This is a genomic window from Plantactinospora sonchi, assembly GCF_036422035.1.
Classification (GTDB): domain Bacteria; phylum Actinomycetota; class Actinomycetes; order Mycobacteriales; family Micromonosporaceae; genus Plantactinospora; species Plantactinospora sonchi.
Genome location: NZ_JAZGQK010000011.1, coordinates 77529 through 97347, shown reverse-complemented (window position 1 = coordinate 97347; position 19819 = coordinate 77529). Strand labels below are relative to the sequence as shown.

16 protein-coding genes are annotated in these 19819 nt (G+C 71.4%); 9 read left to right on the top strand and 7 right to left on the bottom strand.

Annotation, left to right across the window (positions count from 1 at the left end; translation table 11 throughout):
* The first annotated feature begins 1 nt into the window (after nt 1).
* Together V1633_RS13610 and V1633_RS13605 are read left to right on the top strand one after the other, a co-directional pair.
* On the top strand, nt 2–850 hold the full coding sequence (locus tag V1633_RS13610; RefSeq protein WP_331214642.1) for an alpha/beta fold hydrolase: 849 nt from the start codon (nt 2–4) through the stop codon (nt 848–850).
* On the top strand, nt 847–1947 hold the full coding sequence (locus V1633_RS13605) for an Lrp/AsnC family transcriptional regulator (protein WP_331214641.1): 1101 nt from the start codon (nt 847–849) through the stop codon (nt 1945–1947). Before V1633_RS13610 ends, V1633_RS13605 begins: the two co-directional genes overlap by 4 nt.
* 56 nt (nt 1948–2003) lie before the next feature.
* On the opposite strand, the gene V1633_RS13600 is transcribed toward V1633_RS13605, so the two are convergent.
* Nucleotides 2004–2423 (bottom strand): VOC family protein, encoded by a 420-nt coding sequence (locus tag V1633_RS13600; RefSeq protein ID WP_331214640.1) that lies wholly within the window; start codon nt 2421–2423, stop codon nt 2004–2006.
* 117 nt (nt 2424–2540) lie between these two features.
* On the opposite strand from V1633_RS13600, the gene V1633_RS13595 reads away from it, so the two are divergent.
* On the top strand, nt 2541–3521 hold the full coding sequence (locus tag V1633_RS13595) for a helix-turn-helix transcriptional regulator (RefSeq protein ID WP_331214639.1): 981 nt from the start codon (nt 2541–2543) through the stop codon (nt 3519–3521).
* 72 nt (nt 3522–3593) lie between these two features.
* Here V1633_RS13595 and V1633_RS13590 read toward each other — a convergent pair whose 3' ends face one another.
* Nucleotides 3594–4496 carry a TatD family hydrolase gene (locus tag V1633_RS13590; protein WP_331214638.1) on the bottom strand — a complete coding sequence of 301 codons (903 nt, stop codon included), beginning with the start codon at nt 4494–4496 and terminating at the stop codon, nt 3594–3596.
* Between the two features lie 150 nt (nt 4497–4646).
* Here V1633_RS13590 and V1633_RS13585 point away from each other — a divergent pair, with 150 nt between their 5' ends.
* Nucleotides 4647–5888: a hypothetical protein gene (locus tag V1633_RS13585; RefSeq protein WP_331214637.1), complete on the top strand. Its 1242-nt coding sequence runs from the start codon at nt 4647–4649 to the stop codon at nt 5886–5888.
* A gap of 20 nt (nt 5889–5908) precedes the next feature.
* Here the strand turns inward: V1633_RS13585 and V1633_RS13580 are convergent, their stop codons facing one another.
* The 4 genes from V1633_RS13580 to metG all read right to left on the bottom strand — a co-directional run bounded on the left by V1633_RS13580 (nt 5909) and on the right by metG (nt 10201).
* Nucleotides 5909–6640, bottom strand: coding sequence for a hypothetical protein (locus tag V1633_RS13580; RefSeq protein WP_331214636.1), 732 nt, complete (start codon nt 6638–6640; stop codon nt 5909–5911).
* A complete protein-coding gene (locus V1633_RS13575) occupies nt 6637–7734 on the bottom strand; it encodes a hypothetical protein (protein ID WP_331214635.1) in 1098 nt (365 codons plus the stop codon). The genes V1633_RS13580 and V1633_RS13575 overlap by 4 nt, the downstream gene beginning before the upstream one ends.
* Before the next feature lie 22 nt (nt 7735–7756).
* Complete coding sequence (locus tag V1633_RS13570; protein WP_331214634.1) at nt 7757–8260, bottom strand: hypothetical protein; 504 nt, start codon at nt 8258–8260, stop codon at nt 7757–7759.
* A gap of 138 nt (nt 8261–8398) precedes the next feature.
* Nucleotides 8399–10201, bottom strand: coding sequence for a methionine--tRNA ligase (gene metG, locus V1633_RS13565; RefSeq protein WP_331214633.1), 1803 nt, complete (start codon nt 10199–10201; stop codon nt 8399–8401).
* A 191-nt stretch (nt 10202–10392) separates the two neighbouring features.
* On the opposite strand from metG, the gene V1633_RS13560 reads away from it, so the two are divergent.
* Complete coding sequence (locus V1633_RS13560) at nt 10393–11523, top strand: hypothetical protein (protein ID WP_331214632.1); 1131 nt, start codon at nt 10393–10395, stop codon at nt 11521–11523.
* Nucleotides 11524–11585: 62 nt separating this feature from the next.
* Here V1633_RS13560 and rsmI read toward each other — a convergent pair whose 3' ends face one another.
* Complete coding sequence (rsmI, locus tag V1633_RS13555) at nt 11586–12440, bottom strand: 16S rRNA (cytidine(1402)-2'-O)-methyltransferase (RefSeq protein WP_407952014.1); 855 nt, start codon at nt 12438–12440, stop codon at nt 11586–11588.
* Nucleotides 12441–12512: 72 nt separating this feature from the next.
* On the opposite strand from rsmI, the gene V1633_RS13550 reads away from it, so the two are divergent.
* The 4 genes from V1633_RS13550 (at nt 12513) to V1633_RS13535 (ending at nt 19798) form a co-directional block, all read left to right on the top strand.
* A complete protein-coding gene (locus V1633_RS13550) occupies nt 12513–14258 on the top strand; it encodes a dolichyl-phosphate-mannose--protein mannosyltransferase (RefSeq protein WP_331214630.1) in 1746 nt (581 codons plus the stop codon).
* Between the two features lie 582 nt (nt 14259–14840).
* Entirely contained in the window at nt 14841–16694 is a 1854-nt protein-coding gene (treS, locus tag V1633_RS13545) for a maltose alpha-D-glucosyltransferase (protein WP_331214629.1), read from the top strand.
* A gap of 170 nt (nt 16695–16864) precedes the next feature.
* The gene (locus V1633_RS13540) at nt 16865–18823 is read left to right on the top strand and encodes a DUF6461 domain-containing protein (RefSeq protein WP_331214628.1); all 1959 of its coding nucleotides are present in this window, start codon (nt 16865–16867) and stop codon (nt 18821–18823) included.
* A 216-nt stretch (nt 18824–19039) separates the two neighbouring features.
* A complete protein-coding gene (locus V1633_RS13535) occupies nt 19040–19798 on the top strand; it encodes a VOC family protein (RefSeq protein WP_331214627.1) in 759 nt (252 codons plus the stop codon).
* Nucleotides 19799–19819: the final 21 nt, after the last annotated feature.

Genomic DNA, 19819 nt, shown 5'->3' with positions numbered 1-19819 from the left:
CATGTTCGTGGAGATCAACGGCAACCGGCTCAACGTGGAGGTGCTCGGCGACGCGCCGGGAAAGCCCACGATGATCGTCCATCACGGCGCGCCGGGACTGGGCTCGATGGCCGAGCCGCGCGCCTCGTTCGGCGCCTTCGCCGACGAGTACCGGGTGGTGGTCTTCGACGCCCGGGGTTCCGGGATCAGTGAGGGCAACGAGCCGTTCACCCACGAGCAGTGGGCGGCCGACGTGGACGGTCTGCGCGAGTGGGCCGGCGCCGAGCGGATCGTGATGGCCGGCGGCTCGTACGGCGGCTTCATCTCCATGGAGTACGCGATCCGCTATCCCGACCGGGTCGCGGCACTGGTGCTGCGGGACACCGCCGCCGACAACAGCAACCAGGACCTGGCGATCCGCAACGCCCTCGCCTCGGCGCGGGTGGAGATCGACCGGGTCAAACTGGACCGGATCATGTCCGGCCAGGTACGCGACGACGCCGACCTGCGGGACTGCTGGGCCGAGATCCTGCCGCTCTACGACCACGACCTGGACTGGGAGAAGGTCCGGCGGCGGGTCGAACAGACCCCCTACCGGTACGCCACGCACAACTTCGCCTTTGCCGTCAACCAGCCGAACTACGACATCAAGCCTTTGCTGCCCGGCATCTCCTGCCCGACCCTGGTCACCGTGGGCCGACATGACTGGATCACCCCGGTGCCGTGCAGTGAGACGATCGCCGAGCTGATTCCGAACTCCCGACTGGTGGTCTTCGAGCACTCCGGACACTCGCCGCAGACCGAGGAGGCGGAGCTGTTCCAGCGGGTCGTGCGCGAGTTCCTGGCCGGCGTACCGGCACTCAGGGCATGATGCCGGTCGAGATGTACGACCTCGATCCCATCGACCGACGCATCGTCGCCGCTCTCCAGGTCAACGGCCGGGCGAGCTGGACGGACATCGCCCAGCTCACCGGCACCTCGGTGACGACAGTGGCCCGCCGGGCGCAGCAGCTGCTGGCCGACGGGCTGGTCAAGGTGGCCGCCGCCCCGCATCCCGGTGGCGGCCCGGCCGACCTGCTGATCGTCCGGATCCGTTGTGCGGCGGGGAGTCAGCTCCCCGCCGCACAGGCGCTGGCCGCGATGCCGGAGATCCGCTTCGTGGCCGTGGTCACCGGGGTCTACGACCTGGTCGCCGAGGTGCTGGTACCGAAGGGGACCAGCCTGCACAGCGTGCTGCTCAACGGGCTGCAGAGGATCCCCGGCATCGAGAGCAGCGTCGCCGACCTGGAGCTGCACACCTACAAGTCGACCCACGAGTGGAGCCGGCACCTGCTCGGCTCCGAGAGTCAGCTGGTCGCTCCGCCCCCGGTGCACGACTGCCCTCCCGCGCACCTCGACGAGCTGGACGAACGGATCATCGCGGCGCTGCGCGAGGACGGGCGGGCCAGCTTCCAGGCCGTCGCGGGAGGGCTCGGGGTCAGCGAGAGCACCGTCCGGCGCCGGTTCGAGGCGCTGTACCACGCCGGCTGCGTACAGGTGATCACGCTGGTCCCGGCGGCGGCGCTCGGCTTCGAGGCGGAGATCCTCTTCTGGCTCTCGGTGGCGCCGTCCCGGCTCGACGCGGTGGCCCGCGAACTGGCCGCGCTGCGCGGGGTGCGCTACGTCGCCGCCACCCTCGGCCAGGAGTCACTGATGTGCGAGGTGATCCTGCCGACCCACGCCGACGTCTTCGAGTTCACCACCAAGACCCTCGGCGGCATCGACGGCATCCAGGCCTGGACCGCCGGGGTGCAGTTGCTGACCGTCAAGCGGGGCTTCGTGATCACACCCTGGGCGGCCCGGCGGCTCGCCGCCGAGCATGACGGGACCGGTGGGAGCGGCGAGAGGGCCGGGGCCGCGCCGACCGGCCCGGTCGGCGGACCGAGCGGCAACGGCCGCGCCACCCGGAAGAGCCGGCCGGCCCCCTGACCGTCGCCAGCCAGGACCCCCACGCGACGCCGTCGGGAAAGTCCGACAACTACACGTCAGGCCGCCTCTGACGCGAGGACGTCGAGGTAGTGGCGGTTGTACATGATACCCAGCACGTTGCCGAACGGGTCGACCACGGATGCGGTGACAAAACCCTCGCCGTGTGTCGTGATCGGCTGGTACTCCTCGGCGCCCATCGACAGCAGCCGCGCCACCGTGGCGTCGAGGTCGTCGACGTGCCAGTACATGACGGCCCCGCCCGGTTCGGTCGGGACGCCGGACGGCGCCCACCGACGGTCGACGATGCCGAGTTCGGCCTGGTGGTCGCCGATCCGGAACTCGACGTACGCCGGGCGTCCGTCGGGCCCCGGTCGGCTGAAGTACGGCTGCGTGCCGAGGAACTCGGCGTACCACTCCACCGCCGCCGGCACGTCGTCCGCCCAGTAGTTGATCGTGCTGAATCCTCGCAGGCTCACGATGCGCTCCTCCCTGTTGCCGGGCCCCTGTCGTCGGGGCCCTGTTCTCAGGTTCTGTGGCCACGCTATCGACACTTGTGGAACGTACGGTTCCGCAATGGCTGCCAGAATGGCGCAATGTTGGAGACCTCGGTCCGGCTGCTCCGGCTCCTGTCGCTGCTCCAGGTCCGGCGCGACTGGTCCGGCGCAGACCTCGCGAGGCAACTGGGCGTCACCACCCGGACGGTGCGCAACGACGTCGAACGGCTGCGGCTGCTCGGCTACCACGTGCATTCCAGCACCGGCATCACCGGCGGCTACCGGCTCGCGGCCGGTACCGCGATGCCGCCGCTGCTGCTCGACGACGACGAGGTGATGGCGGTGGCGGTGGGCCTACGCGCGGCGGCGGCCGGCACGGTCACCGGGATCGAGGAGACCTCGTTGCGGGCACTGACCAAACTCGAGCAAACCCTGCCGGCCCGGCTCCGGCACCGGCTCGACGTCCTCCGGCAGGCCACGGTCTCGGCGGCGGGCGGCGGCCCCACCGTGGACGCCTCGACGCTCACCACCATCGCCGCCGCATGCCGTGACCATCAGCAGTTGCGCTTCGACTACCAGGGGCATGACGGCGGATCCGGTACCCGTCGGGTGGAGCCGCACCGGCTCGTCTACACCGGTCACCGCTGGTACCTGCTCGGCTGGGACCGCGACCGTGAGGACTGGCGCACGTTCCGGGCCGACCGCATCCGTCCGCGGCTGCCGAGCGGGCCACGTTTCATCCCTCGGGAGCCGCCGGAGGACGCCGCCCGTCACGTCGTACGCGGCACCGGCTCGCTGGCCTGGCGGCATCCGGCCCGGGTCCGCCTGCACGCCTCCGCCGAGGCCGTCGCCGACCGTGTGCCACCGGCGGCCGGCCTGCTGCACCCGGTCGACGGGGAGTCCTGCCTCCTGGAGACCGGCAGCAACTCCCTGCCGAACCTGGTCGGATTCCTCACCGGTCTGGGCGTCGGATTCGAGGTGCTGGACCCACCCGAGCTCCGGACCCTGCTGCGCGAACTCGCCGACCGCTACCGGGCGGCCGCCGGCGACCCGCCGACCCAGCCCGACCCGGCGCCGTGAGGCGAGGCCCGCCGAGCCGGCGCGGTAGGGCGAGGCCGTCGAGCCGGCCAGGGCGGCGACAACGCCCGGCGGTTACCAGGGGCCGAAGACCCGGTCGCCGGTGGCGGAGATCGCCGCGCAGAGTTCGGCCAGGTCCGCGCCGGTCGTCTCGGCCAGCGACCGGACGGTCAACGGGATCAGGTACGACGCGTTCGGCCGGCCCCGGTGCGGCATCGGGGTCAGGTAGGGGGCGTCGGTCTCCACCAGCATCTGGTCGAGCGGCGTCACCCGGGCCGCCTCGCGCAGCGCGGCGGCGTTGCCGAAGCTGACCGTGCCGGCGAAACTCAGCACGTAGCCGCGTCGGACGCACTCGGCGGCGAACTCGGCGTCGCCGGAGAAGCAGTGCAGCACCACCGTCTCCGGAGCACCCTCGTCGTCGAGGACCCGCAGCACGTCGGCGTGGGCGTCCCGGTCGTGGATCATCAACGGCTTGCCGTACCGCTTCGCGATGGCGATGTGCGCGCGGAAGCTGGCCTCCTGGGCGGCCCGGCCCTCGTCACCGGTACGGAAGAAGTCCATCCCGGTCTCGCCGACGCCGCGTACCCGTTCCTCGGCGGCGAGGGCCTCGATCTCCCGCAACGCCTCGTCGAGGTCGGCGAGTCGAGGAGCCTCGTTGGGGTGCAGCGCCACCGTGGCCAGCACCGCCGGCTGCCGCCGGGCCAGCTCGGCACCCCACCGCGACGAGTCGACGTCGACCCCGACCTGGACCAGCCGGTCCACGCCGACCTCGGCGGCGACCGCGACGGCCGCGGCCACCGGGTCGCCGGGCCGCTCCGCCCACGGTGCTGCGGCCGCCTCGGCAAGGGTGATGTCCAGGTGGGTGTGGCTGTCGATCACCGGCTGGGGCAGCGGCTCCGGGACCGGCGGAAACTCCCCCGCCCGCCGGGCCGCCCGCTGCCGGCGGGACTCGGTTGGCTCAGTCATCGCTGCCAGCATCACACATCGGCGAACCGGCCGATGCCACCAGCCCGAAGCGGCGACCACCGGCCGCCCGAACCGGCAGTTTCCCCCCGGAGCCGGCCGACAGCGTCGGTCGGTAACCCACCGTTCACCAATCCGGTACGCCGTGCCCCTACCGTCGGCGCGATGAGCGTGTCGCCGCAGGCCAGTCAGGTGCCGGAGGCACCGGCCGGGTTACGCGTACGGTTCGCCGGTGTGCTCCACCCGGCCGAGGAACTCGCCCGTGGGGCAGCGTACGAGCTGTTCAACACGGAGCCGGCCGACGGGTTCGTCCGCGACCTGCGCCCCACCGCCCGGTACCCGTACCACCGGTTCGTGCACGCCAGCGAGGTCAGCCGGCCGCCCGGCACGGCACCCGACCCGGACAGCCCGCTGACCGCACCGCTGAACCGGGAACTGTCCTGGGCCGGAATCCACGAACTGAGCCAGTCCCCGGCCGCCGTGGCGCACCCGGTGCTGACGGCGGTACGCGACTCGGCACTGGTCCGACGCGGCACCCAGATGGTCAAGGCGCTGTCGGCGCACCAACTCGCCGGTTTCCTGCTCCGCGGCTGGCTGCCGTACGGCTTCTGCTACCGCGAGTACGACGTGGCCCACCTGCGGACCCCGACCCACCAGACGCTGCTGCGTACCGACGGCGAAGCCGGCCGGGCCGTCCCGGATGTCGCCTACCTGCTGCGTTGGCGGGCGATCGACCCGATCGACTACCTGGCGCCGGTCGGTACGGAGCACCAGGGCCTGTCCCGGATCCCGTCGCACGACCGGATCGGCCCGCCGGTGCTCGGCACCGGCTTCGCCCCGAGCGGTCGGCACCTCATCCCCGAGTTCGTCACCCGGGACTTCGCCGACCTGCCACTGCCGGCGAACGCGGCCCTGCTCGCGCACACCTCGGACGGGGACGAGGTGGTGCTCTACACGTACCAGCCGGAGCAGCGCGGCTGGCTGCGGATGGCCGGCCCCCGCTGGCGTCACCTGCTGGCCGGGGTGCCGGGCGTGTCACCCGACCAGGAGTACGTCTCCACCGCCGAGGCGGTCCGGTCCACCGTGCTGATCGGCGGCTACCGGGGGCAGGAGCACGAGGCGGTGGCCGACCCGCCCGGGGAGTTCCGGGTGCTGGCAATGACCCGGGCGGCCCGATACCCGGTGGAGACACTGCTCCGCCGGGCCCGGTACGTCACCTGGCGGGGTGCCCGCTGCCTGGTGCTGCACGAGGAGTCCGGCTGGCTGCGGATCCGGTTGTGCCGTCCCGACCCGGACAACATCGCCACCCTCGGCGCCCAGTGCTACGAGCGTGGCGTCTACGAGGCGTGGGCCCCGTCCGCCGAGGTCACCGACGACCGCCTGCTCGACGTCCCGTACCCGCTCTGACCCCGCCAGGCCGGGCCGGGTCAGTCCGGGCCGGTTTTGACCAGGTGGGAGACCGCCTCGTTGGTGAGGGCGTTCGCGAGGTCACGGAGAAGGGCGAGGACCGCCTCGATCTCCGGAGTGGCCGCCTGCGTGTTCAGGCGGGTGGTGACGAGGAGGTTGGCGTGCCGGAGTTCGTAGACCACCCCGACCCGCGCGGCGTCGAGGCCCTTGAGACGCGGGTAGAGCTCCGGGTCGATCGGCATTACCAGTTGGGAGTAGAGCCCCTCGTCCCACCAACCGCCGACCGACTGAGTCGACACCCCCTGCCGGGACTTCTCGGAACTCCTCAGTGTGTGCACCGCCGACTCGTGGCCCTTCTCGGCCGTCTCATGATCGGGGTACGTCCGGAGCCGGATCGTCCCCTCAGGGTCGAACTCCCCAATCGGGGTCCGGAAGCGGTCGCCGTCGTCGTAGACCCAGAATTCACAACTGAGGTGAGTGTGATTCAGTGCAGTGCCGAATCGGCCCGTCGGGTGGTACGAGGGGCGCGGCTTGAGACCGAAGCGGGTGGCAACCTGGTTCGCCTTCAGACGCTCGCAAAGAGCCGCATCCACCTGTCCATATGTCAGGCTCGGCTCGGGAGTCCTGGTCGGGTCCGGCTCGGGATCGCAGCCCGCGAGCAGGAAGACGGTCACCGCGGCGAGCGCCGCCCACCGTCGGAGTATCGGAGAGCACCGTTGCATGGGCGGGCGCATGTCGATGGTCTTGTTCATCGGGCTGCCGGCATATAGAAGTCGCTGCTGTCCGTGCCATCGACCAGCCGGGGCCGGGACGGCACCAACTGCCCGTCCTCGCCGTCCGGCCTGTGGAGGATGGACTTCATCCGGGCGAGGACGTTCTGCACTTCCCTGTCGAGGGCGACATACTGATCACCCGAGTGATTCTCGATAACCGTAAGCGCCCCGGTCAGCGCAAGTAGCAGCTCCTCGGCGGTGCTTCCGGTCAACACATGTTCCTTCATGGCCGCCTCCCCAAGAGCGGCAGCGGCACCGGCCAGCTCGAGTCCCACTTCCCAGCGGTTGTCCGAGGTGAAGACGGGGACGACCGCCGAGGCAAGAACCAGGACGTTCTTGACCGACTTCTCGCTGTCCGCGGCGGCGTGCTGGGACCGGAGCCTCAACTGCTCCAGGAGCGCCTCGCGGGTGTGGTGCACCACGTTCATCAGACTCTGCTGGGTGGCCTCGACGATCGCACGGGCGCTGGCCAGGCTGCCGGCGAACGCGGAGAGCATCCGCCGATGACTTTCCAGCGTGTGCTGGAACGGGTGGTAGAAGTTGGCGGCGAACTCCTGTGCAGCGTCGCCCTTCCAGTCGCCGAGGCTGTACGTCAGCTTGCCGAAGTCATTCGGGACGTGGTCTTCCAGCCGGTGCAGCGCGTCCCGTACCGGCCAGATCATGTCGTCGAGATAGACGGATCCGGCGGGATGGAGCATGGGAGTGACCATCTCCCTGATCGTCGTCAGGTTGGCACCTGCCCATTCCCGGGCCTCCACCTCGTACTTCCTGATCTGCTGCCAGGCCTCGTCCTCGTTCTGGTCCCGCCAGGACAGACCCGGGCCGCCGCCCTCCGGTAACCTCCAGGCCCGTCGGAACGGGGCCGTCCCGGTGAAGTCCACGACGATGTCGGAATGACCGCTGGTCCCGGCGCTGCCCAATCCCTCGCGGATCACCTCCCACAGGCTGCTCGCCACACTGTCCAGGTAGGTGACGACCTGGTCGATGTAGCGCAGTTCGGTCAGATAGGTGCCGATGTCTGTGAGGTTCTTCTCGAGCAGGTAGTGGTTGAAGGGTATGGAGCCGTAGGCCATCGTTGCTCTCCTTGGCGCCGGGTCAGATGCCGAGGCCCGCGCGGCGGGTCGGATCGACCGGCGGCGGATCGCCGATGGCGGGAGGATTCGGCGGGTCGAGGGCGGGACGCTGGTAGTCGGAGGCGTCGTCGCCGCCCAGGAGCCTGGTGAATTCCCTGACCGCCGCCTCGTCCGTGGCCGTGTACCGCTCGGCTGTCAGGACCAGCGCCGCACCGACCTCCGCCATCCGCAGCGAGGTCTGCCGCAACACCTCGTGCACCTCGTCGCGCAACTCCAGCAGGCTCCGGTGGGCCGCAGTGGGCCCTCGTCCGGGCAGGTTGAACTGCGACTGCATCGGCCCGGTGATCCCGTGTATCCGGGTGGTCTGTTCGGCGTAGTTCCTGGCGAGTTCGGGCAGCAGGTTACGGCCGGCGCGGTAGAGGTCGTAGAGGTTGGCACCGAAGATCTTGCCCGAGCCGACGTTGCCGAGACTGGGATCAGGGCCGCGGTACTCGGGCCGCCAGCCCGGTTCGGTCGCGTCCACCATCTGTCCCCCCCCGAGCGCAGGTGAAACTGCCTCAAGGGTTATACCACGCAGCGCACACACTCCGTCACACCGCGATCTCTCATCTGCCTGTCGGCGTACCGCCCCCCTGGCCCGGAGGGCGGCACGCTATGGGGCCGGTCAGTCGCCGAGTCGGGCGAGCTCCTCGTCCACGATGGACGGGTCGAGCTTGCGGAAGACCGGCTTCGGGGCGGCGAGTGCCCGGCCGGCCTCGACCGGCACCGACTCCCACCGGGCACCGACGGTGTAGTCACCGGTCAGCACCGGGTACGCCGGCCCGCCGTCCAGATCATCGACCTGCACGATCGACGGCATCGGCGCGTGTACGCCCACTCCGCCGAGCAGTTCGTGGATCTTCTGCGCGGAGTGCGGGAGGAACGGGGTGAGCAGCGTGTTGGCGTCGCTGACCACCTGGAGCGCGACGTGCAGGATGGTTCCCATCCGGGGCTTCTCGTCGTCGCTCTTCAGCTTCCACGGCGCCTGGTCGGACAGGTAGCGGTTGGCCTCGGCGACCACCTTCATCGCCTCACCGATCGCCTGCTTCTGCCGGTGCTTCTCGATCAGCCCACCGACCGTGGCGAAGGCCGCCTTCGCGGTGGCGAGCAGTGCCTCGTCCGCCTCGGTGAGCCCGGCCGGGTCGATCGGCGGGATGGCGCCGAAGTTCTTCGCGGCCATCGAGATCGACCGGTTGACCAGATTGCCCCAGCCGGCGACCAGTTCGTCGTTGTTGCGGCGGAGGAACTCCGACCAGGTGAAGTCGGTGTCGTTGCTCTCCGGGCCGGCGACCGCGATGAAGTAGCGCAGCGCGTCGGCGTCGTACCGCTCCAGGAAGTCCCGGACGTAGATCACGACCTGGCGGGAGGAGGAGAACTTCTTGCCCTCCATGGTCAGGAACTCGCTGGAGACCACCTCGGTCGGCAGGTTGAGCCGGCCCAGGTCGCCGGGCTCGCCGCCCCGGTCGCCCTCGCCGTCGTAGCCGAGCAGCAGGGCCGGCCAGATCACCGAGTGGAAGACGATGTTGTCCTTGCCCATGAAGTAGTAGCCGCGGGAGTCCTTGCCCTGGGCGTCCGCCGACCACCAGCGCCGCCACGCCTCCGGGTCGCCGGAGCGCCGGGCCCACTCGATGGAGGCGGAGAGGTAGCCGATCACGGCGTCGAACCAGACGTAGATCCGCTTGTCGGAGCGGTCCCGCCAGCCCTCCAGCGGAATCGGTACGCCCCACTCCAGGTCCCGGGTGATGGCCCGGGGTTGGAGGTCGTCGAGCAGGTTCTTCGAGAAGCGCAGCACGTTCGGTCGCCAACCCTCGCGGCTGTCCAGCCACTTCCCGAGCGCCTGGGCGAAGGCGGGCAGGTCGAGGAAGAAGTGCTCGGTCTCCACGAAGCGTGGCGTCTCACCGTTGATCTTCGACCGGGGGTTGACCAGGTCGACCGGGTCGAGCTGGTTGCCGCAGTTGTCGCACTGGTCGCCCCGGGCGTGCTCGTACCCGCAGATCGGGCAGGTGCCCTCGATGTAGCGGTCGGGCAGGGTCCGGCCGGTCGACGGGGAGATCGCGCCCATGGTGACCTTGGGCACGATGTAGCCGTTGGCGTGCAGCGCCTCGAAGAGTTCCTGCACCACCGCGTAGTGGTTGCGGGTGGTGGTGCGGGTGAAGAGGTCGTAGGAGAGCCCCAGCCCGTGCAGGTCCTCGACGATCACCCGGTTGTAGCGGTCGGCCAGTTCCCGGGGGGTGACCCCCTCCTTGTCGGCCTGCACCTGGATCGGGGTGCCGTGCTCGTCGGTGCCGGAGACCATGAGTACGTCGTGCCCGGCCATCCGCATGTACCGGCTGAACACGTCGGAGGGAACCCCGAAGCCGGAGACGTGGCCGATGTGGCGCGGGCCGTTGGCGTAGGGCCAGGCGACCGCCGCGAGAACGTGACTCATGAAGAGCAAGCGTAGTGACCTCCGCCGGGCCGCCGCGAACCAAGTCGCCGGCACGGTGCCGCGCCGGGGCGTACGGGTACCGCCGCGTCCGGTGCCGGTCGGGAGGAAGTGGCAGATTTCTGACTGAACCACTCCCGACACGCCCCGTGCGCTTTCGCATTCGGAGCGTAGTTCCGGTGTCCAATGGATTGGTGACGGGCAGCTCAGGTGGGCGGCAACCAGCCGAGACACCCCCACCGACAGCCGACCTGGACGGAGTCGCCGACCCGGCGCCACGGTCCGGGCCGGCGACGTCGTCGTCCGGGGAACCGGCCAAGGCCGAACCGGGCCCCGCGCCGTCGCCACGCACCCCGTCCACCGGCCCGCCGGAGGGCGCGGCGGACCCCGAGCCCGGGGACGCCCGCCGCCCCGACGCCGTCCGGGAGTACGAGGCGGCGCCGACCGCCCCGTTCGGGGGCGCCTCGCCGTCCGTCGGCTCGCCCTGGTCGACCGCCCCCGGCACCCTGCCCAACCCGTCGCCGATCGAACCGACCACCGGCGCCCCGCTCGCCATGCTGCCGCAGCGGGCGCCCCGGGCCGGCGGCGTACCACGGAATCCGACGGCCTGGGGCGAGACGCCGACCTCCGCCATCCCGACCGCCCGCACCGGTTCCACCCGCGCCGAGTCCCCGGCCGACGAGGAGGACGACAACGACTTCTGGCTGCCGATCGAGGAGGTGCACTGGGACGGCAGACCGGTGGAGCCGACGCCCCGGACCTGGTACGGCCGACCGAAGAAGCCACCGGCCGAGGCCGGCGCGCCCCGGTCGCCACGGCCGCCCAAGCCACCGCCGAACCCGGTGCTCGGACTCGCCGGAGTGATCCTCTTCTCCCTGGTCGCCAGCTTCTTCGCCTGGGTCAGCGCGGAGCCGTGGTGGCTCGCGATCGGCCACGGCGAACAGGGCACGGTGATCGTGGAGAGCTGCCGGGGCCGGGGGCTCGGCCAGCACTGCCGGGGTGAGTTCGTCGCCGCCGACGGCCGACTCGTCGCCCGGGACGTCCGACTGGTGGGGATGGCGGGCGACCCCGGAAACGTCGGCCTCGAATTCCCGGCCCGGATCGTCGACGGGCGGAGCACCCAGGCGTACGTCGGCTCCGGCACCGGCCTGCTGCACCTGCACTGGTCGCTGGGGCTCGGGGTGGTGCTGATCTGCACCGCCGCGGTCGGCTGGTGCACCGGCGCGCTCCGACTGGCCGAACGCGGCCACCGGCACCGGGCCGCCCTGGTCAGTTACGCCGGACCGGTGCTGCTCACCGCCGGCTTCCTGATCGCCGCCTACTGAACCCGGCTCCCTGATCGCCGCCTACTGAGCCGTGGACCCGGCGCCGGTTGCCGAACCGTCGGCTACCGGGTGGCGGCGGGCGGGTGGACGGCGGCGTACACGTGCCGGCGACGTAGGCCGTACTCGGTGGCGACGGCGGTGATGGCGTCGCGCCGGGACGTACCGGTGGCCTCCAGGTCGGCGACCGCGGCCCGCAGGTCCGCGTCGGCCGGGACCTCCGCGGTGGTCGCCGGGGCACCCGCCACCACCAGGGTGATCTCGCCACGCGGCTCGCCGGCGACGGCCCAGGCCGCCAACTCGCCGAGCGGGCGGCGCAGCACCTCCTCGTACGTCTTGGTCAACTCCCGGCAGAGCGCGGCCGGCCGCTCCGCGCCGAACGTCGCGGCCAGGTCGGCGAGGGCGTCCGCCACCCGGTGCGGCGCCTCGAAGAAGACCAGGGTGCGCTCCTCGGCGGCCAGCGCCCGGAGCCGCGACCGGCGGCCGCCGCCGGAGCGGGGCAGGAAGCCCTCGAAGCAGAACCGGTCGGTGGGCAGGCCGGAGAGGGCGAGCGCGGTGGTGACGGCGCTCGGTCCGGGCGCCACGGTGACCGGGACGCCCGCGTCCAGCGCGGCCCGGACCAGTCGGTAGCCGGGGTCGGAGACGCTCGGCATCCCGGCGTCGGTGACCAGCGCCACCAGCGCGCCGCCGAGGACCGCCTCGACAAGCTCCGGAGTACGCCGTTCCTCGTTGCCCTCGAAGTACGAGACGATCCGGCCGCCGATGCTGATGTCGAGGTCACGCGCCAGCCGGATGAGCCGGCGGGTGTCCTCGGCGGCCACCACGTCGGCCCGGGCGAGGGTGTCCCGCAGCCGGGCCGAGGCGTCACCGGGGTTGCCGAGAGGCGCCCCGAGCAGGATCAGCCGCCCACCATCGGGCAAATTTCCCACGAACCGACTCCTTCATCGATACATGTCATCGCACATGACGAGCGTCGTGCCCCAATTCACACCATGGCAGCCTACGATCACTGGGTGACTCTGGCGTCGACAGCGCAGACGGGGATCCCGGGGCAGGCCGGGACGGCAGCGGCCCCGGTGGTCGAGGTGACCCCGCTCGACCCGGGTGGCGGGCCGGCGACGAGTGCCCGCCCCGCCCGCCCGCTCCCCGGGGTGCCCGCGATCATCCGGCGCCGGTTGGCGCCGCTGGAGACCCGGCTCGACCCGTGGTCCTGGCTGGCCACCGGGGTGGTCGTGCTGATCGCCGGCATCCTGCGGCTGGTCGGGCTGAGCGAGCCCAAGGGCAAGATCTTCGACGAGATCTACTACGCCACCGAGGCACACGAGCTGCTCCAGCGCGGCATCGAGTGGGACGAGCAGACCAACAGCGCCGCATACGTCGTACACCCGCCGCTCGGCAAGTGGATGATCGGGCTCGGCGAGCAGATCTGGGGCTACAACGAGCTCGGCTGGCGGTTCGCGGCGGCGATCGTCGGCACCCTGTCCGTACTGCTGCTGGTGCGGATCGCCCGGCGGATGTTCCGGTCGACCGTGCTCGGCTGCACCGCCGGGCTGCTGCTCGCGTTGGACGGCTACCACCTGGTGCTGTCCCGGACCGCGCTGCTCGACATCTTCCTCAGCTTCTTCATCCTGGCCGCCTTCGGCGCTCTGGTGCTGGACCGGGACGCCCGGCGCGGGCGCTGGCTGCGCGCCATCGAGTCCGGGCTCGACCCGAGCCGGCCCGGGCGGGCCAACCGGCCCGCGTTCCGGTTCGCCGACTCGATCCCGTGGTGGCGGCTGCTCGCCGGGGTCCTGCTCGGCTGCGCGATCGGGGTGAAGTGGAGCGGGCTCTACTTCGTGCCGGCGTTCGCCCTGCTGGTGATCTTCTGGGAGGTCGGCGCCCGCCGCTCCGCCGGGGTACGCCGACCCTGGCGGGACACCTTCCTCGACGAGAGTGGCTGGCTGGTCCTGGCCGGGGTGCTGATGGCCGGCGCCTACCTGGCCACCTGGTCCGGCTGGTTCGTCAGCGACAACGGCTACTTCCGGAACTGGCTCGCCGAGACCGGCCAGTCCAGCCCGCCGATCCTCGGCGACCTGATGAACCTGGCCCACTACCACAAGGAAGCGTTCAAGTTCCACGCCCAGCTCGACGACACCCACGTCTACCAGTCCTGGCCCTGGCAGTGGCTGCTGCTCGGCCGTCCGGTCGCCTTCCACTGGTCCGACCAGGGCGCCTGCGGCGCGGCGAGCTGCGCCTCCGAGATCCTGCTGCTGGGCACCCCGCTGCTCTGGTGGTCGTTCCTGCCGGCGCTCGCCGCGACCCTCTGGCTCGGGTTCGCCCGCCGGGACTGGCGGGCCGGGGCGATCCTGCTGATCGTGGCTGCCGGCTGGCTGCCCTGGTTCTACTTCGCGCTGGACAACCGGACGATGTTCTCGTTCTACCTCGCCCCGATCGTGCCGTTCCTGGTCCTCGCGGTGACCTACGTGCTGGGGGCGATCATCGGACCGGCCCGGGCCCCGGTGGCCGCCGGTCGCGCGTCGGCCGGGGCGGCGGAGGGTGATCAGGCCGCCGGGCCGGACCCCGGCGCCGACGACAACGGGCGGGCGGGCGACCGGCGCATGATCGGCGCGATCGTCGCCGGGACGTACGTCCTGCTGGTCGCGATCTGCTTCGCGTACTTCTATCCGATCTTCGTCGGGCAGGTCATCCCGTACGCGGAGTGGTCCGCCCGGATGTGGCTCGGCAACCGCTGGATCTGAGCCCCGGCGGCGGGGACGCGGCGGACCGTTGGTGAGTGGCGGGAGGCGGCGACGGCACAGGTCCACGGGACCGGGAGGTGCCGCTCGCCGAACCGCCGGGCGCTGTTCACAGCGGACCGCCGTGAGCTGGGCGGAAGGGGCCCGGAAAGCAGGGCGCGCCCCGATCGCCTGCCACGGGGGAAGCGGGCGATTGGGGCGCGCACCAAGGAGCTTAACCACCATGGATCACCCGCACAACGGGTGGTGTTAAGTCAGATTTCCGACGGACGCACCGCCTACCGTATGGGATATATGGGGCGCACTGCCCGGACGGGCATCAGCCCCCCGGGCCACCGGAGCGCCGGTCACCGACCTCCCCGCGTACCGCCCCGTTCGGCCTCACATTTCCGGGCCCGGTCCGACGGATCGTCGGCATGGTTACAAATCTGTTGCCGTCACCGCTGATCGATATGCCCGTTTGACGGCGTAGAACGGGCGGTGAGCCGCCGCCATCGGTGCCGGTGACCTCTCCCCGCGTTGCCCGCGGACGCCCCACACCACCTACCCGCGGGACCTTCCCCCTCGCAACCCGGAGGAGAGCCCATGTCCGATCTGGTCGAGCGGGTGGTCCCCCCACCCGTACCACCCGCACCCTCGCCGGCGCAGCGGCCGGCACCGCAGGACCGCCGTCGGGCGCGCCAGCTCCCGGTCGAACCGGAGTGGTACAAGCGAGCGGTCTTCTACGAGATGTTCGTGCAGTCGTGTTACGACGCCAGCGGAGACGGCCACGGCGACCTGCCGGGCCTCACCTCCAAACTGGACTACCTGAAGTGGCTCGGCGTCGACTGCCTCTGGCTGCCCCCGTTCTACGACTCACCGCGCCGCGACGGCGGCTACGACATCCGCGACTACCTGCGGATCTCCACCGAGTACGGGTCGCTGGACGACTTCGTCACGCTGGTCGACGAGGCACACGCCCGGGGCATCCGCGTGATCACCGACCTCGTGCTGAACCACACCTCGGACGCCCACGAGTGGTTCCAGCGCTCCCGGCAGGACCCGACCGGTCCGTACGGCGACTTCTACGTCTGGCGCGACACCGACACCGGGTACGCCGACGTGCCGATCGTCTTCTGCGACACCGAACCGTCCAACTGGACCTTCGACCCGGTCCGTCAGCAGTTCTACTGGCACCGGTTCTTCGCCCACCAGCCCGACCTGAACTACGACAACCCGGCGGTCCAGGAGACCATGCTCGACGTCGTACGGTTCTGGCTGGAGCTGGGGATCGACGGCTTCCGCCTGGACGCGATCACCTACCTGTACGAACGTGAGGGCACCGACTGCGCGAACCTGCCGGAGACGCACGCCTACCTGAAGCGGCTGCGCAAGATGGTCGACGACGAGTACCCGGGGCGGGTGCTGCTCGCCGAGGCGAACCTGTGGCCGACCGAGCTGGTCGACTACTACGGCGACCCGGGCGTCGGCGGCGACGAGTGCCACATGGCGTTCCATTTCCCGGTGATGCCCCGGATCTTCATGGCGGTCCGCCGCGAGTCCCGGTACCCGATCTCGGAGATCATCGCCCAGACCCCGCAGATCCCGGCCGGCTGCCAGTGGGGCACCTTCCTGCGCAACCACGACGAGCTGACCCTGGAGATGGTCACCGACGAGGAACGCGACTACCTCTACAACGAGTACGCCAAGGACCCCCGGATGCGGGTGAACGTCGGTATCCGCCGTCGGCTGGCACCGCTGGTGAACAACGACCGGAACCAGATCGAGCTGTTCACCTCGCTGCTGCTGTCGCTGCCCGGGTCACCGGTGCTCTACTACGGCGACGAGATCGGGATGGGGGACAACGTCTGGCTCGGCGACCGCAACAGCGTCCGTACCCCGATGCAGTGGTCCCCGGACCGCAACGGCGGCTTCTCCAAGGCCGACCCCGGCGCGCTCTACCTGCCGGTCAACCAGGGGCCGGTGTACGGCTACCAGGCGGTCAACGTGGAACGGCAGATGGAGCAGCCGGCGTCCCTGCTGCAGTGGACCCGACAGATGATCGAGGTACGGAAGCGGCACCCCGCGTTGGCGCTCGGCTCGTTCCGTGACCTCGGCGGAAAGAACCCGGCCGTGCTGGCGTTCCTGCGTGAGTACGACGGCACCGGCGAGGAACGGGACGGCGCCGAGGTGGTGCTCTGCGTACACAACCTGTCCGCCCGCCCCCAGCCCGGGCAGATCGCGCTGGGCAGCCGGTTCATCGGCCACCAACCGGTGGAACTGACCGGCCAGACCTCGTTCCCGCCGGTCAGCGCCCGGCCGTACCAGCTCACCCTGCCCGGCTACGGCTCGTTCTGGTTCCGGCTGACCGCGAAGGTCCCGAAGGCACCGAGGCCGCGCGGCAGCGCGGAGTCGCGGCGACGTCGGGCCCACGACACCGGCCTGCTCCCCACCGGCTGACGCACCCGCCCCGGCTCCCGACGAACCCCCGGGTGGATGTGCCCGCCTCCTGTGCGGCGGTACCACCCGGGGCAGGTCCGCGCCCTGCCCGCCGCCCTTCTCGCGGGAACCCGCCGTCGGCCGGACCCGGTACGCTGCCGCCGGCGGCGTACGGGAGGCGGGTTCGATCGATGACCGGTGGCAGGGGACGGGCAGCGGTCAACGCCGAGCAGGTGCCCGAGAGCTGGGCGGCGATCGAGGAGTGGCTCGGCGCGCACGCGTCCGGGACGTACGCGTCGCTGCGGCCACCGGCCGACCCGGCGGCGGTCGAGGCGGCCCAGCGGACGATCGGGGTGACCTTCCCGGACGCCCTGCTCGCCTCACTGGCCCGACACGACGGGACCGACGACGGGCCGGACGCGTTCACCCTCGCCGGGAGGTACCAACTGATGCGGGTGGAGGAGATACCCGACCGGTGGCGGATGACGACCGACGCCCTCGACCTGTCCAGCGACGCCGACGCGGAACGGGAGGACGAGGACAACGGGCTGCTCGGCTGGTACTGGCATCCGCGATGGGTGCCGTTCGGCAAGACCAACTCGGTGGACATGCTGGTGGTGGACTGCCGACCCGGTGAGTCGTACGGGGCGGTCGGCATCCATCTGAAGGGCGACGGCACCCACTTCGGAGACTGGGCCTCGGTGGCCGACCTGTTGGCGGACATCGCCGACGGACTGCACCGGGACCGACCGGTCCGGCACTGGCATCCGGCGACCGACGGCGTACGGCTGCACTGGGAACTGGTCCGGGAGCAGCATCCGGCTCCTCGCTCCCTGCTCGACCTGGCCGCCGAGGCGCGTGAGTCCGGAACTCCCGCCCCACCGACGGTACGGCCGGCGATGCGTCGCCTGCAGCACCTGTTCCCGCCGGCTGCCGAGGCCGGCCGGTTCGGTGGGTACGACCATTTCGGGCTCACCTTCGTCGCGGACGTCGACGAGGCCGAGCTGCTGCGTCGGTTCGGCGCCGACCCGTCCGACGCCGCGCCCCGGAGCCGGGAGCAGGCCCGGGAACTGCGGGACTCCTGGATCGGAGGATTCCTTCCGGTGCTCCGGGTCGGCCGGGTCGACGGCTGGGCGTTCGCCGTCGAGGAGCAGCACGCCCCCGAGGGCGTACGGCCGGAGGTGCTGCGCCGGCTCTCCGCCGGCACCCGGGCGGTGGCGCTGTGGCACAGCGGCAACAGCACCCGGTTCACCCTGGTCGCGGACGGCACGGTGGTCACCGGGTACGACACCCTCCGGCCGGAACGCCGCCACGGCCGTGAACCGGACCTGTTCCTGTCGGCGCTGCGGGACGCCGGACTGGTGCCCCTGGACACCTCCCGCTACCCGGACGAGGACGTCCCGGCCGTGCTGGAGGTGCTCCAGGCCGAACTCGGCATCGAGTTCGACGGTGACCTGCTCCGCCCGGCGCTGTCCAGCGCCCAGTTCCTGCCGGCACTGCCCGGGCCGCCCAGCGGCGGTGCCTTCCCGGCCCAGGCCGAGCCGACCGTGCTGGCCCGGTTGACCCACGCCGACGAGGCGCGGCTGCGGGCCGCCCTGCTCGCCCAGGCGCGCCGCCTCGCCGCCGAGACCGGCCTCGACGGCTACCCGGAGCTGGTCGAGGCCCTGGACCGGGCGGCCGCCGGTGAGCACCTTCCCTCGGGGGTCGACGACAACTCGCCACTCGGGCTGCGGGTCCGTCGGATCGCCGCCGAGGCACACGCCGCGTACGCCACGATGCGGGTCGACGCGGAGGGTCCGCGGTACACCGAGGCGGAACGACGGGCGTGGCTGCGGCGACGCCAGGCGGCCGAGGCGATCGTCGGCCTGTTCGGGCCGGCGCCGCTGCGGATCTCCGGCACGCACCTGTTGCAGAGCCGCCTGCATCCGGCCTGGCGGGAGCAGTTCATCGCCGACCTCGGCCCGGTGGACGTACCGGACGGCGCGGTCGAGGACCTGATCGCGGCGGAGCGGCGGGCGCCCGGACCGGCGCCGGACCTGGTACTGGTCGTGCGGCGTCCGCACCGGCGGCGACCGTCACCGGCCCCGGCGCCGCGGCCGGTGATCGGGACGGACGGAAAGGTGCACCTGTCCGGGGAGTGGCCCGCCTGACCGGGACCATCCTCGGCAGGTGGTGACCGGGCTCGGAATCGTCTCCCGCCACACCCCGGGGCCCGGCTCCCCGCACGGTGCTGTCGCCACCCTTCCACCGCACACGACGGCGGACCGGGCGGACGACCACACCATGGTTCGCATGTGCGGAAATCGCCGGGGTCGATCAGAATGGCGGCGCCCGAACCGGACCACCACTGGCGAGAGGTGCAGGCGTTGACAGCTGGACAGGTACGCCCGAACGAGACGACGGTGCCGCTGCTGCCCTGTGTGTCGGCGGAACGGACCCTGGAGTTCTATCAGGCGCTCGGTTTCACGGTCACCTGGAAACAGACCCGGCCGTACCTGTATCTCGCGTTCCGGTGGAGCGGTTTCGAGTTGCATTTCGGCGACGCGCCGAAAGAGCTGGATCCGGCTGGAGAACACTCGAACGGCTGCCTGGTCATGGTCGACTCGGTCGCGCCGTACCACGCCGCGCTGACCGCTGCGATGCGTCAGGCGTACGGCAGGGTCCTGGTCAAGGGACAGCCCCGGCTGACCCGTTACCGGCCGGGTGCGACCCGGTTCACCCTGGTCGACCCGTCGGGCAACTCGATCGTTTTCATCCAGCGGGACGAGCCGGAGGAACTCGAGTACGGCGGTGCGAAACAGTTGGTGGGCATCGCCAGGGCGCTCGACAACGCCCGGATCTTCCGCGAGTTCAAGGAGGACGACCGGGCGGCGGTCCGGACTCTCCGCTCCGCGCTGCGTCGCCACGGTGACCAGGCGCCGGCCGTGGAGCGGGCGTTGGCGTACGCGACGCTGGTCGAGCTCGCGGTGGCGTTGGAGGAGCCGGAGCAGGCGGCGGAGTGGTCCACGGCGCTGCGGGCGATCGAGCTGACCGAGGAGGAGCGGCGGCGGGTCGACCACGAGGTGGCGAACGCGACGAATCTGCGCCGCTGGCTCGCCGCCGACCCGCCGGATCAGCAGGGTTGACCGCGCCGCCGGGCCGGGCCG

Bases quoted from the DNA above. Each gene is read 5' to 3' on its own strand.
- V1633_RS13570 (WP_331214634.1), bottom strand. From the start codon at position 8,260: ATGGTGGACGCGACCGAACCGGGCTGGCGGCCCGAGTACCGCGGCCCT.
- V1633_RS13540 (WP_331214628.1), top strand. From the start codon at position 16,865: ATGACCGGTGGCAGGGGACGGGCAGCGGTCAACGCCGAGCAGGTGCCC.
- V1633_RS13605 (WP_331214641.1), top strand. From the start codon at position 847: ATGATGCCGGTCGAGATGTACGACCTCGATCCCATCGACCGACGCATC.
- V1633_RS13590 (WP_331214638.1), bottom strand. From the start codon at position 4,496: ATGCTGGCAGCGATGACTGAGCCAACCGAGTCCCGCCGGCAGCGGGCG.
- V1633_RS13585 (WP_331214637.1), top strand. From the start codon at position 4,647: ATGAGCGTGTCGCCGCAGGCCAGTCAGGTGCCGGAGGCACCGGCCGGG.
- V1633_RS13610 (WP_331214642.1), top strand. From the start codon at position 2: ATGTTCGTGGAGATCAACGGCAACCGGCTCAACGTGGAGGTGCTCGGC.
- metG (WP_331214633.1), bottom strand. From the start codon at position 10,201: ATGAGTCACGTTCTCGCGGCGGTCGCCTGGCCCTACGCCAACGGCCCG.
- V1633_RS13595 (WP_331214639.1), top strand. From the start codon at position 2,541: ATGTTGGAGACCTCGGTCCGGCTGCTCCGGCTCCTGTCGCTGCTCCAG.
- treS (WP_331214629.1), top strand. From the start codon at position 14,841: ATGTCCGATCTGGTCGAGCGGGTGGTCCCCCCACCCGTACCACCCGCA.
- V1633_RS13580 (WP_331214636.1), bottom strand. From the start codon at position 6,640: ATGAACAAGACCATCGACATGCGCCCGCCCATGCAACGGTGCTCTCCG.
- V1633_RS13575 (WP_331214635.1), bottom strand. From the start codon at position 7,734: ATGGCCTACGGCTCCATACCCTTCAACCACTACCTGCTCGAGAAGAAC.
- V1633_RS13550 (WP_331214630.1), top strand. From the start codon at position 12,513: ATGGCAGCCTACGATCACTGGGTGACTCTGGCGTCGACAGCGCAGACG.